Origin of the sequence: Bacillus paranthracis (assembly GCF_001883995.1) — a bacterium.
Lineage (GTDB): Bacteria > Bacillota > Bacilli > Bacillales > Bacillaceae_G > Bacillus_A > Bacillus_A paranthracis.
This window is the reverse complement of sequence record NZ_MACE01000066.1, coordinates 1-13339: the sequence shown is the minus strand read 5'-3', so window position 1 is coordinate 13339 and position 13339 is coordinate 1. Positions and strand designations below refer to the sequence as shown.

The window sequence follows — 13339 nt, the reverse complement described above, 5'->3', positions numbered from 1 at the left end:
TTTTTTTTTTTTTTTTTTTTTTTCGACATAATACGACATAAAATAGTCAGGTCATCTGATATGATAATCTTGGAAATCTTACATTTTACATAACTGGAGGAAACAAAATGTATAAAAAAATGGGTACAATTGCTTTAACTGGAGCGCTTGCTTTTAGTTTAGCTGCTTGTGGCGAAACTGAAGTTAAGGAAGTAAGTAAAAACGAATCTTCTAAACAAGAGGAAAAAAAGGACAAAAAAGCATCTACTGAAAACAAAGTTTATAAAACTGGAGAAACAGTAGAAGTTAATGGATTACAAATCACTTTCAATTCAGCTCAATTCGTTGAACCTAATGAGTATTCAAAAGCTGAAAAAGGGAAAGTACTAGAAATTGATTTCGCTGCGAAAAACAACGGTAAGAAAGATGCTTATATCGGAACAGAAGAATTGAAGATTGCTGATGCTAATGGCAACCAATTCAAAGAATATTTCGGCGCAGATAATGCTTTTATGAACGAGAATATTGGCCCAGGTAATCAAATTACAGGAAAAATGTACTTTGATGTAGCTGACTCAGATAAATATACAGGTACATATAAACCTAATTTTACGTTAGATGATAAATCTGTGAAATTTGAATTCACACCTGCTAAATAAGGAGAAATTAAATGAAAAGAACAGCTGAATTTGTATTAGGACTTATTGGTGGTATTTTCGGTGTTATTTGTGCATTTATCGCTTTAATGATCGGCGGTATGGGAGCTGCTTTTGAAGCTGAAGGCGCAAATACGATTATCGGATTAGGTTGGGGTGCTGTAGGCCTATCAATCTTAGGAATCGTTGGTTCTGTTATGGTAAGAAGTAAAGCGAAAGTTGGCGGAATCATGATGACTATCGCTGCTATTGGTGGATTTATTTGTATTTCTATCTTTTACTTATTACCAGGAGTATTATTATTAATTGGCGGATTAATGGGCATCTTCCGTAAAAATAAAGCTACTGTATCTGCATAAAATGAGCACTCGAAAGAGTGCTTTTATTTTTTCTCAATGCACAACATTACTTAACATGGTAAAATAATATTTGGATGGGAGTCCAATACATATTATTAAAATTAAGATGGTTCAAGTCGGAGGAAGACACCTTAGGGTGTCTTTTTTCGGTAATTATATTAATGTTATCTTTGTTATTTGTAATGACATTCAAAGAGGTTCTGATGCAAAACCATTTGATAGAAACATAGAACCTATATGGACTGTTAAATGACAGTTTACAATGCAATTCCAAACAATTTATGTATGAATCTAACTTCATTTTGGTCAGACTTCACCTGTGGGTGAAGTGGTCCTTTTTTCAGCATATGCATGGCTTCAAAACCACTCAATATAGAAGTGGCTGTTGGTTCTGGTGCAAATAAAGGATACATTCCAAAAAACAATGAGGATTCCTACCGGAATCGTTCTTTACGCTGTTAATCCAAATAATTGATGAATGAATTGTTTTTGATTTTGAACAGACTGATCCCGTAAATCAATCTGTTCTTTTTTTATCATATGAATGGCTTCTACTCCTGCAAGAATAAATGTAGCTGTGCGAAAAGATTTAAGTCCTAACATAGAGCATATACGTTTTTTAATGAAACAATGGTCTTGCTCTATGATGTTATTTAGATATTTTATCTGCCTGATTTGGATGCCTAACGGCATTTTTTTCTCTTTCTTCAACCCGCTGATAGCAATGGGATAGGCGGGATTTTTATCAACTGTGATTGCACGAGGTTTTGAAATATGAAAAGACCGCAAAGCCTTCTTGAAGAATCGCTTTGCAGCCTTATGGTTTCTAGATTTACTGAGATGAAAATCAATCGTGTTCCCTTCAGAATCAACGGCACGATATAGGTACATCCATTGTCCTTTTACTTTTATGTACGTTTCATCTACTCTCCAGGAGTCATTCGTTTGTTTGAGATGACGTCGAATTCGCTTATCTAACTCCGTCCCATATTGAGGGACCCACCGCATAATCGTTGTATGAGCCAAGGATGGTCCTCTTTCCTCCATCATTTCTATCAAATCACGAAAACTAAGATTGTACGTACCAACGTACAGTTAATAGAATAATATCTGGCTGATAGTGCTTCCATTTAAACAAAGTTCCCTTTTTCATACTGATCACACACCCCTTTTGTAGAGTAATAGTATCAGTATGTCTAAGATTTACAGATTCATTGCACAAGTGTTATATTTTTACACCAGAACCAATGCCTTTACGAGAAAGGATATACAGATAAATCCATTCATGTTGCAATGATGTTATTAAAGGTACAGTTAATACACGCATTTGATATTCGTAACGCAAAAGGTAAATTCACTATTTACACAAATGGCGGTAGTGGATTCAATTATAAATACGCTATACGATATGCTTTCAAAGTCATCGAATCAGAATTAGATGATGTTGTTAAACGTCTAGAAGAAAAAATCACTGAGAGACTATCCTCAGTGATTTTTTATGTATTAGAGTGGACGTTTGAATATAGGTCAGAATTTAAGACATGGATGCACAATGATAAATAAAACTGTGATTTTAATAAGACACTATGTCTTTTATAGTTTGTTATTTAATAAGCCATATTGTTTGTGTAAGAATGTACTTAAAGGGGCAGATAGTTGAAGAGGATAACGGAAGGTTAGTCCATTTACAGCTTGTAATGTGTTATTATTTGAGAAATTGGTTAAATGTTATATTGGAGGTCAAATTAGTAGCGTTGTCCCAACTTGGGATTAACGCTTTTTTATTTTGTAAAATTACTTAAAGATGGCGGAATGATAATTGATTTTATTTCTTTGAATTCAATTGTTTAAAGCGTGACCGATTCATTTTAATGTGCGTCTAAGTTTATAGAAAAGGGGGAACAGTTTTGGAACAAAAGGAACTAACTGAATGGTTTAATAAATATGGTGATTCGATTCTAACTTACACTCTTTTAATGGTGCGAGACTATCAACAAGCGGAGGATTTAACACAGGAAACTTTTATAAAAGCATATAGACATCAACAGCAATTTGAACAGAAATCATCTGTGAAAACATGGTTATTTTCAATTGCACATAATGTGACAAAGGACTATTTTAGAAAAAAGCACCCTTTACAACATTATTTGGGTTTAACAATGGAAGAGAAAGACTACAAGCCAATACCTGAACAAATCGTAGCAATGAATTTTCAAAATGAACAATTATATAGAACTATTCAACAATTAAAACCTTCTTATAGGCATGTCATCATTTTGCGGAAGTTAAAAGAGTTTTCAACAAAAGAAACAGTCTTCGTTTTAAACTGGTCAGAAAGTAAAGTGAAAATGACTTTAAAAAGAGCGTTAGTTGAACTGAAAAATGAATTGATTAGAGGGGGGATTACCAATGAAATACTATGATGAACAATTTAGGGAATTAGAAGAACAACTAAAGATAACGGACAAATCCAAAGACCAACTTAGAAGTAAAATTTTGCAGAGTACACATAAAAATAAAAAACGTCATTTAAAATATTTCGGTTGGATTGCTGTAGCATGTGTGCTATTTATCATCACATCGCCGTTCTACTCAACGACAATGGCAAGTATTGTGGCGAAAGTTTTACCAATTTCTATCACTCCTAATTTTTCAGATGGTCAGTATAATCCCGATTTAACATCTCGACTCTTTGAATTAATTGAAAAGGAAGGTTACACTGTTAATTCTGTGGGGATAACACCATCTCCATATACAATTGAAATTTCACTATTTTTGAAAGGTTCTACATTAAAACAAGCAACAAATGACCTTGAACCAAAGATAACGAATTATCTATATGAAAATGGCTATGACAAATATGAATTAAAGGTTTCAGAAGCAACTGAAGTACCTCGAGATGAACAAGGCGATGAAACAAACAGTCTTTATGACAAGGTACGTAAGATTGTGAAGGAAGTATTCACATCATATGGATATGATGAAGAAGCAGATTATGAATTAGCAGGTCTTAATGAAACATGGTTTTCTAACATTGTTACAATTGATATGCCTGACCATATTCAGGAGTCAACTGAAATTATTGCGGATATCGAAAAAGAAATAGAGTCACAAAATTTAGATGTAAAAGATATTGAAGTGAATACGTTTAACTTTGAACATCGTATGCAAGATAATCGCTGGGCATATATTGCATCTGAAATATATGCTGCAATGGCAGGGAAATCGACTTATCAACTAACAGGATTATCTTATAAAGTGAGGAAAGGGCATTCCTATGTTTCAATTAAAACGGATTTAGATAAACCACCTTCTGAAGAAACAATTGAAGGAATTGAATTAGCGATACAAGAATATTTAGCTTTGCCAGAAACAAAAGAAAAAATTCAAAATGATGATTATACGATTCAATTATTGTTAAAGGATGAAGAATCGTTTGTTAAAATAACAAACTAAATATAACGCTTTACATAAGGAGGTGTTTGGCATTTTAGTTAGTATTAGAACTATAATACTTCGGTTGGCTAACGATACTTTAATCGTGACTAAACTTGACCGTTTTGCAAGAAGTATGACACAAGGGTCTGAAACTGTTAAAGAATTGATAGATAAGGGTATCAAAGTACATATACTCAACATTGGAATAATGGATAATACACCAGCAAGCAAACTAATACGAAACATCTTCTTTTCTTTTGCTGAATTTGAACGTGATATGATTGTAGAACGTACTCAAGAGGGCAAAGCAATAGCTAAACAACGTGAGGATTTTAGGGAAGGACGTCCTAATAAATACAGCAAAAAACAAATAGAACACGCTTTGATGCAACTGGGAACACATTCATATAAGCAAGTAGAGGAAATGACAGGTATTAGTAAAAGCACGCTAATACGTGCAAAAAGAAAGACTAACAGCTAATGCTGGTGGTCTCTTTTTTCATACCCTAACTAAGAATAAGTGTTCTATCCTTGATACATCTAGCATTGTGCAAAACAAATATTTTCAGACTGTACAAATATGCACAACAAGGACGTAGAATTTTAGCCAATATAATAGCCAGTGGGTAATATTAAACCCTCCAGCTAATTAAATACTTTCCTAATCAGGCATAATTCAATATTTTGCGTCATAACTTTATTTGCTATTTCATTATCATCGAACAGCATACCCACTCTTAAGACAGCCTTTTTAGTAAAAGTACCATTTGAATACCCGTCTGAGGTCAATTCATCGAGGTGACTAAAGACAAGTTGAGTAATGACCATAACATTTTTAATTGTTAAGAAACGTATTCAAGCCCTTGATATAACTAACTGTATGACCCCGGAGAGGATCGAACTTACGCCCCCCACTCTGTCAATTTATATGCTTGGAATGTACATATAGTTATATGTAACTATTAATCATAAGAATATCCAGTCTCAGTTATCATCTATTCTTTTTTAATTGGCAATGCAATGTTTCAAACGTGTAATATTAATTTAATTAGAATCAAAAACATGAGTTTAGTACAGTACTAAACTCATGTTCTAGAGGTTATTTATTTTTTATACTTATCCTCTTTAATATTCTCGTAATCAAATACCCAAATAACACTGTCCTTAATTAAATATTCATTAGACGTTTCATCATCGTAGGAGGTAACTTTTCGGACATCTAGTAAATTATTTAATAATAATTCTTTTTCTGTGGCAGATAGAGTATTTATTTCATCTTCTAGCCAAATAGAAACTAAATGATATGCTCGCCAATTGAGAGCGATGTCATTTAAAAATAACGGCTTTTCTAATTGAGTTTGATATTCGACGAATTTATTTTTATATTCTACTATTTGTTCCTCTAAAGCTAGAATTAACTGGGAATCTAATAAATCATTTTCATTTATGTGTAATCTTAAATAAAAGTGACTAAACTTAGATTCGGCGGCCAACTTCCAACTTTGAAAAACTTCAATTAATGCACAAATAACTTTCCTCTTATACCAAATTGGTAAATCTCGTTTGTCTAGATAATTAAAAGTCTTTACATAATCAAAATGGTTTACCTCTAAAAATTTATTATCAAATTGACTATTCTCTACCTTCCATTGATTCAGCTTTCTTACTCTTCTTTTCCAACCTCTAATTTTTTTCAAGAAATAGTACACCTCTGTTCAAACTATTATATTTTTATAGATCTACCTTTAACGGGACCTTTAATCATCTCACCAGTAAGGGGGTCCATACTTCCTAGATGCTTACCTTTACTATTATAAACCTCAATGTCATTATGAGTATGATCCCATTCATAGTATTTCTTTTTTGAACCTTTACCACTAGTTTTTGTTTTTCCTTTATGTGATGATAGACCTTTCCACACTGGGCTATTAGATTTTGTTAGTTGCTTAGAAACTTGTCTTAAAGCAGTTTTTCCCCACTTTTTAATAGCAGCTTGTATACCTACTCTGGCTACTAAAGCTAATACCACTGGAACGGCTGGTATTACAGAAGCCTGAAGTTTTGTTGTATCGTACTCGTATATTTCCCCAGTTTTTTGATCTTTAAAGTTGGCGATGAATACTTCTTCATTCGATTCAATTACTTCAACATCAAAATTTACTTTTATTTCTTCCCCATTTTCATCAATAAAGTTTCCATTAACCTGGACATCACCTGTTTCTTTATCTAAAGAAACATCCGTTGATGCGGTAAAATCTACGGCATTTACTGCACTTTCTACTATGATTTCTGCACTATTATCTGTAATAACATCAACATTTACGCCTTCTGAAATGCTGCTATCAACTTGTCGTTCTATATTTTGATCAATTAGATTTGTTTCTTGTGTTGCAGCATTAGCTTCTTGAACAATAATCCCTAAATTAGGAATTAAAGTAATAAATAAAGTCAATATCATTATTTTTATTAACGATTTTTGCATCTTTAGTCACTCCTAGTCATTTTTGGATTAAACCATGGCCAAATTCATTATCATAACCCTTACTTCCTAGATCTATTGAACGCTCAATTAAAGTTTTTTTAATTTGGTCCAAGTTAAGCTTATTGTCACTCTCAGCTAATAATACAGATATAACACCTGTTGCAAATGCAGTAGCAAACGATGTTCCACTATATATGGAATAACCTCCATCTTGATTTGTTGACAATATATCAACTCCTGGGGCTGCAAAATCTATTTTTCCTTTGGCAGATGAGCTAGCACGTTTAAATTCCTTATTTACTGATGATATTGATATAACATTTTCATACTTAGCAGGATAGTCTACGCTCAAACCATAGGTATTACCGGAAGCTGCTACTACAATAATTCCAGAATCTACTGCTTCATCTATTGCTTTTTTTAATTCAGGACTTTCAGATTGTAAGCCAAAGCTAATGTTTAATATATTAACTTGTTGTTCTATACACCAACGTATCCCCTTAATAAGATGATCAACATCGCCTTTACCTTGATTATTAAGGACTGTGACGTCATAGAGTAGAACGTTTGGAACTACACCTAAAATTCCTAAATTATTATTTTCAGCAGCTATGATTCCAGCAATAGCAGTTCCATGGCCAGTTTCATCAGTAATAGGAGTATTTAAATTAATAGTATTAAATTCTTTTACAACTTTACCTTTTAAATCTTCATGTTCTTTATATATACCACTATCCAAAATAGCAACCTTGATTGTATTTTGAATATGAGTAAATTTATCTTCTATTACAGCCTTTCTTCCCCAAGTTACAGATTGTTTTTTCGTTTTGTAGGGAATATTAGATTTTGTTTTTGATAATGTAGACTCACTATAAAAAAGAAAATAAAAAAGTGAACTACACAAAACTAGTCCTGTTAGTATAAGAATTAAAATCTTTTTAACCTTATTCACCTCTTTTCTACATTTTTTCAAGGTAAGCATTGTAATTAACACTATGTAATCTAAATATAAAAATAACATGTATAAAAAAGTTTTATAACACTGCAAATCATTTCTTTTTTATGTTAATATTTCCATATGGTAATTGGTATAATTAATGTAATTTACTATACATGATATTAATGATGTAGTATGTTCATTTATCGTAAGATCAATGAAATTAAGGACCGAAATCTTTTGGTTATACATAAATGTCACTGTAAAAAATGCATTAAAAAAGCTCTTGAACCAAATCAATTGATTTCGGGAGCTCTTTTTGTACTGAGATATATTCAATTTTAAAGAATATATAGGTAATAATAGAGGTATTGTTTCAAACTAGATTAAAGAACATCATTTTTTACAGTAACAGTTGTAAATATGGACATGAAATAAAGTCACGATGTTTATAAGAAGGATTTGATGCTATATCTTTTTAATTAAAGGATTCTAAATATGTTTTGATCAAAATTTTTTATGAAAATTGAACATTTAGTCACAGAGAAAGATTCTATTTTGATGAATTTTTTTTCAAAATGGAGTCTGTTTGTTTAACACAGAATGTGGATTTGTAAGAGGTGATTAATCAAACTTTACTCGAAACCTATGTTAATATTTTGAAGGGAGTAGAGATAATGAAAAAGTTAATTGCTTTAATTACTACTGTTATGCTTTTTACTGTAGTAGGACCCACTTTGGCTGAAACTGTTGAATTATCACAACCAAAAAATAATACTCATTTAACAAATGAGCAATTATTAAACCTTGATTCGTCAAATTTAGTAGAAAATCAAAAAATTGAACAAGTTGATTCTACTATGACGACAGAAGAAGCCATGGAATTGGAACAAGAAATCCTTAGTTTAGATGAAACAGAACTTTTAATTGATGCAGAAACTTGGGCATATCGTGATACTATTAATCCAGATTTCGATGTTCAAGAATTACTATTAGAAGAACAAAAACTTGAGGCAGAATTATATGCAACTCCTGAAGTTACTGCTTTATTTAAAAAGTATGGAATGCCTGCAATTCGTGCTACATGGCATCTTGCTGAACGTATGTATGAACGTGGTGTTTCACCTGTTCAAGGTTTCAATGCAGCTACAAAAGGGAAGAAATATTATGATCCAATATATAATTCCGCAGTCTATTACTATAAGGGTGTAGCAGTAGCAAGAAAAGGAAATTCTTTAACAACAACTTATAAAACATCTTCTCCAAAAAGTCGCTGGAGGTAAGACAGAAGAAATGAAACCAAGAATTACTTATGATATTGAATCAAAATTAGCTTATTTATACACTTTATCTTCAACAGCTCAATATAAAATTCAACTTACTGATGAATTAGAAGTCAACGAATATTTAGAATTAGATATCGATGAACAGGATAGAATTGTTGGTATCGAGGTATTTGGTCCAATTGCTTTAGAGTTATCTAAATTAGCAGGCTCTACACAGATATATACTAAAGATGGTGGTATCTATTCTTTCCGCTTAAATAAGCAAGAAGTGAATCAAAAATTTCATTATAAAGGGATTGATTTTTGTTTCTCGGATGAAAAATTTGAAAGTTTTGTAGGGTTAGATATTGTAGACTTAAATAAATATGATATTAGCCTTTTAGATCAAATTTTAATACCATAAAAAAATCTCCATATTGGAGGTTTTTTATGGTATTAATTGTTACTTAAGTTCAACTTTGTTAAGAATTTCATTTAATTTTTAACAAAGTTGATAATGTATTGTTATGGAAGTTAGTAGATGTAGGTGCGCACGGCAAAGATTACTACTTTTAGAGGCCACTCGCCACTTTCAAAAAGTTAACAGAGCTGGAATTCCGTTAACTTTTTGAAATGAATTTACGGAACATATTAAAAAAAAGCGTTCTTGAAAACTCCAAATCTAATTACCTTAAAGTCAAAATTTTATTATACATTTCAAAGTTTTTTATAAGTGGCCCGAAAAAGGGCAAATTGTTGCCGTGCCCCGACAAGGGACAGTTAAAGCTTCCCTGATTTTCAAAAAATTATCATCTTATCCTAGAAAGAATAGTTTATCTATTGCGCTTCGTGAGATTGGCCGGATAGAACGAAGTTTATATATGTTAAAATGGATATAAGATCCTGAGCATAGAAGAAAAGTTCAGGTTGAGTTAAATAAAGGCGAAAGTAAAACATCTTTGGCTAGAGCTGTATTCTTTAATCAATTAGGAGAAATTCGTGATCGATCCTATGAAGATCAATTACATCGTGCAAGTGGACTTCAACTCATTATTTCTGCGATTGTAACCTGGAATTCTATCTATATCTCTCGTGCAATTGAAACGTTACGGAGTAAAGGTATTCATATTCCAGAGGAATATATTCAGCACATCTCTCCATTAGGCTGGGAATATATCGCACTTACAGGAGATTATATTTGGAATTTAAATCAAAAAGTGAATTTTGAAATCTTACGGCCACTACGAAAAAATAGAATAAAACAGAAATAAAAACACAGGGAAAATCATTTTCTCTGTGTTTTTATTTCTCAATAATATGTGAAAATATTCCTTAATGTGCAATTTTCTTTTTTCGGTCGTGTGACCCCTTTTTGTCATTAATTTTCAGCACACCATAGCTCAATTTCTATTTTTAATTCAGGTAATCCTAATGCTGTTATATATGCAATTGTCATAGATGGGGATTCATTATCAAAAAACTTAATCCATTTAAGGTCGAAATAATCCCAGTCTATCTCTTCAGTCGCCCAGATATTAACCTTAATAACGTTTTTTTGAGACAACCCCTCTGATTCAAGAATCTTTTTCATGTTTGCAAAAGTATTAGCTATTTGGTCGTTTAAACTCTTCGGAACATTGCCTTTCATATCTGTTCCTACTTGACCTGATGTTACTATTAAGGCTGCCCCATTAGGCACTCTAGTGATATGACTGTAGTCGCCTAATGGTTTTGGCATTAGCTTAGGGTTTTTTCTAATAATTTTTTTCATAATATTACCTCACTCGTTATAAATTTTCTGCATATCTTCTTAAATAATTAGACAGACTCCACCAATTACTATTTTTCTAAAAGAAAACTGCAGTCGAGTACCCATAACCCATAGATAAAAGCACAAGTATTCTCTTTTTCATGGTATGGACACTCCCTTTCTTTATAATGTAAGTAAAAGTATATATTAGAAAATTGGTAATAGCTTTTATAGAATTAAATTTACCATACTAGAGTATACGCTAACAAAATTTAATTGAATATCTTGAAGAAGATACTCTTCAACTAACAGATGCTTTAGTGGAATAAGGAGCTTAAAAATAAGCAAACTTTTTTATAAAAAACAGCTCTTTAAAATGAAAGAATGCTATTGTTTTGAGCATTATTTTTGTTTAATTTGAAGTTTTTAATCCATTAGGGGAAATGGCCATATCGGGTGGTTGACGAGTATCGTCCAATCTATATTTCCCAAATCAATTTATATGAAAGGTAAGGTAGGGATGGACTCCATTCAAATAGTACTTCTTCTAATTCATTTCCTTATTGGATGCATTCATACAGGATACGAGTAAGGTAAGAGATGTTATAAAAATGACACAATAATTCCTTCACTTATTCTATCTTAAAATATGTTCACACGAACAAATATAGTAAAGCATTGAGCTTTTTTATGCAGTAAGTTAGACACTATTGTTATATGGAGAAGGTGAAAAATAGTGACTTATTTATTCTACGAGTATCAATCTCCTATTTAAACAACTTTAATTGGAAACTTTCATTTGATTATGGGTTCTGTTGCAAAGTTACCCAAAACATAGAGAATCTGGGGTTGCATCGTTAAAGGGTTATGTAAACATTAATAATTTCTGTAATTCGTTATATACCGAAAAAGCGGAACTTATTTGAAGATTTCGCCTTTGTTTGTATGGGCATGAATGCTTTCAATGCCTTTTATTGTACGAGAAGCATGCCAGAGAGTTTGAAATCCCGAGGAACTAGCAAAACGACAATATTAGCCGATGGCTACTAAAATAATCTCCTTTTTAAATTGTTTCCCTTTAAAATATCGCATGTGTAATTCTCCTTGCTTCTTTTTCTAGATTGTAACCACCTTTAAAAATCTTTGTAACAGGACCCTTTGGACTATGAGGAGGGAAGATTTCTCTGATTAATCCAGAATCTTCCGTCTTTTTAAATTATCAGTTTTAAGATTGTAATATAAAAAGAAGCTGTTATAATAGCGGGGGGACAGGTTAGATAATATGTCCAAAATAGAAAATATTAGGAAGGTGAAGAAGGATATTGAAAAAAATATTGAAAAATAGCTTAATAGCTTTAGTGCTAACGATTACTAGTTTGGGGATTAGTGCGGCCAAAATAGTACAAGCGGAAACAACCGGGTTAAAAGGTTTAGGGGATGCTACTAAATACAATGCTGTTATTTTTGGTGATCACAGTGCAAACAGTGGTGATATTGAAGGTGCCATTGCGATACAAGGTAATATGGATGCATCAAGTTAAATGCCCCAGTTGCTGCTGCTGCAACTGGGGCATTTAACTTGGCCGGTGCCAAATGGACCGATGAAGGATATCCGTCTTTATTATTGGGTGGACAATTACAAAAATCAGGCGAAGGCTTACTGATTATTGAAGATGGTACTGTTGTTATGACAAAAGATGGTGATCCAAATAACGCATTAAGGTCATCATATGATCAGATTATTTACAAGGAAAAAGCTGAAATTGATGGGAAGTTTTCTGAATTTCGTAAAGTAGCTGATCAGGTTATTGAAGAAGCGGCACAATATCAAACAAATAGCCCAGTCCCTAATATGAGTTTGGGTATTGGAGAAGATGAGAACAATCCTAAGATATATGTTTCATCTGGTTTGACTGGGAAATCGAAATTAGATGTAAGAGATGTATACTTACCAAATGTTGATAACAAGGATTTTATTGTTATTTACTCGGATGCAAAGGAAGTTGATTTTAGTAAAGGGGCTATTCTATATGACACAAACAATACTGGAATGGCTACAGAATTAATTAACACTTCACAGCCATATGATTCAGACTCAGCATTTACTGAATTGGCTGGAAAAGTAATTTGGGTATTCCCTAATGCTACAAAAATTACATCGAAGGGGTACGGTGTTATTGGAAGCGTATTTGCTCCAAATGCTGTTGTAGAAACACAAGGTGGTTCTATAAACGGACAAGTTTTTCTTGGAGGGTTACACCAAAGAGGTGGATTTGAAGTTCATAATTTTCAGTTTAATTGGTTGAATTGGAATAAGAATACTCCAAAGCCGACAGATCCGATAGAACCGACGGAGCCAACAGAGCCAACAGAGCCAACAGAGCCAACAGAGCCAACAGAGCCAACAGAACCAACGGAACCGACAGAACCGACGGAGCCGACAGAACCAACGGAACCGACGGAACCGACGGAA

Annotated in this window: 11 protein-coding genes and 6 pseudogenes; 10 read left to right on the top strand and 7 right to left on the bottom strand. The window is 32.6% G+C overall.

Translation table 11 applies throughout. The features are described from left to right. The first annotated feature begins 107 nt into the window (after positions 1-107). The gene (locus BAQ46_RS23750; RefSeq protein ID WP_061114715.1) at positions 108-638 is read left to right on the top strand and encodes a DUF4352 domain-containing protein; all 531 of its coding nucleotides are present in this window, start codon (positions 108-110) and stop codon (positions 636-638) included. Between the two features lie 11 nt (positions 639-649). Next, positions 650-994 carry a DUF4064 domain-containing protein gene (locus BAQ46_RS23745; protein ID WP_061114714.1) on the top strand — a complete coding sequence of 115 codons (345 nt, stop codon included), beginning with the start codon at positions 650-652 and terminating at the stop codon, positions 992-994. Positions 995-1444: 450 nt separating this feature from the next. Here the strand turns inward: BAQ46_RS23745 and BAQ46_RS23740 are convergent. Further along, a pseudogene (locus tag BAQ46_RS23740) lies at positions 1445-2147 on the bottom strand (IS6 family transposase). A 143-nt stretch (positions 2148-2290) separates the two neighbouring features. Between BAQ46_RS23740 and BAQ46_RS23735 the strand changes: the two are divergent. From BAQ46_RS23735 to BAQ46_RS23720, 4 genes and pseudogenes are all read left to right on the top strand, one after another. Further along, positions 2291-2557, top strand: coding sequence for a hypothetical protein (locus BAQ46_RS23735; protein ID WP_061114712.1), 267 nt, complete (start codon positions 2291-2293; stop codon positions 2555-2557). A gap of 344 nt (positions 2558-2901) precedes the next feature. Further along, positions 2902-3417 carry an RNA polymerase sigma factor gene (locus BAQ46_RS23730; protein WP_061114711.1) on the top strand — a complete coding sequence of 172 codons (516 nt, stop codon included), beginning with the start codon at positions 2902-2904 and terminating at the stop codon, positions 3415-3417. Continuing rightward, complete coding sequence (locus BAQ46_RS23725) at positions 3404-4450, top strand: DUF4030 domain-containing protein (RefSeq protein ID WP_061114710.1); 1047 nt, start codon at positions 3404-3406, stop codon at positions 4448-4450. The genes BAQ46_RS23730 and BAQ46_RS23725 overlap by 14 nt, the downstream gene beginning before the upstream one ends. Positions 4451-4517: 67 nt before the next feature. Continuing rightward, positions 4518-4913 (top strand): annotated as a pseudogene (locus tag BAQ46_RS23720) (recombinase family protein); the annotation flags it as partial. Positions 4914-5535: 622 nt separating this feature from the next. Here the strand turns inward: BAQ46_RS23720 and BAQ46_RS23710 are convergent. Genes BAQ46_RS23710 through BAQ46_RS23700 form a run of 3 tightly spaced genes read right to left on the bottom strand, consistent with a single transcriptional unit; the run spans position 5536 to position 7935 of the window. Then, a complete protein-coding gene (locus BAQ46_RS23710; RefSeq protein ID WP_071742915.1) occupies positions 5536-6129 on the bottom strand; it encodes a hypothetical protein in 594 nt (197 codons plus the stop codon). Positions 6130-6155: 26 nt separating this feature from the next. After that, a complete protein-coding gene (locus BAQ46_RS23705; RefSeq protein ID WP_061157529.1) occupies positions 6156-6914 on the bottom strand; it encodes an SAR2788 family putative toxin in 759 nt (252 codons plus the stop codon). Positions 6915-6930: 16 nt separating this feature from the next. Then, the gene (locus BAQ46_RS23700; RefSeq protein ID WP_226809519.1) at positions 6931-7935 is read right to left on the bottom strand and encodes a S8 family peptidase; all 1005 of its coding nucleotides are present in this window, start codon (positions 7933-7935) and stop codon (positions 6931-6933) included. Between the two features lie 593 nt (positions 7936-8528). Between BAQ46_RS23700 and BAQ46_RS23695 the strand changes: the two genes are divergently transcribed. The 3 genes and pseudogenes from BAQ46_RS23695 to BAQ46_RS23685 all read left to right on the top strand — a co-directional run. After that, positions 8529-9134 (top strand): hypothetical protein, encoded by a 606-nt coding sequence (locus BAQ46_RS23695; RefSeq protein WP_061114607.1) that lies wholly within the window; start codon positions 8529-8531, stop codon positions 9132-9134. 10 nt (positions 9135-9144) lie between these two features. Beyond that, a complete protein-coding gene (locus BAQ46_RS23690) occupies positions 9145-9540 on the top strand; it encodes a DUF2283 domain-containing protein (RefSeq protein WP_061114608.1) in 396 nt (131 codons plus the stop codon). 319 nt (positions 9541-9859) lie between these two features. Continuing rightward, positions 9860-10387 (top strand): annotated as a pseudogene (locus tag BAQ46_RS23685) (Tn3 family transposase); the annotation flags it as partial. A gap of 107 nt (positions 10388-10494) precedes the next feature. On the opposite strand, the gene BAQ46_RS23680 reads toward BAQ46_RS23685, so the two are convergent. The 3 genes and pseudogenes from BAQ46_RS23680 to BAQ46_RS31180 all read right to left on the bottom strand — a co-directional run. Further along, a complete protein-coding gene (locus tag BAQ46_RS23680) occupies positions 10495-10887 on the bottom strand; it encodes a RidA family protein (protein ID WP_061114610.1) in 393 nt (130 codons plus the stop codon). 391 nt (positions 10888-11278) lie between these two features. Further along, positions 11279-11477: pseudogene (locus tag BAQ46_RS31755) on the bottom strand (hypothetical protein); the annotation flags it as partial. A gap of 254 nt (positions 11478-11731) precedes the next feature. Continuing rightward, positions 11732-11892 (bottom strand): annotated as a pseudogene (locus BAQ46_RS31180) (IS6 family transposase); the annotation flags it as partial. Between the two features lie 332 nt (positions 11893-12224). Between BAQ46_RS31180 and BAQ46_RS23670 the strand changes: the two are divergent. Continuing rightward, positions 12225-13183, top strand: a pseudogene (locus tag BAQ46_RS23670) (collagen-binding domain-containing protein); the annotation flags it as partial. Between the last annotated feature and the right edge of the window lie 156 nt (positions 13184-13339).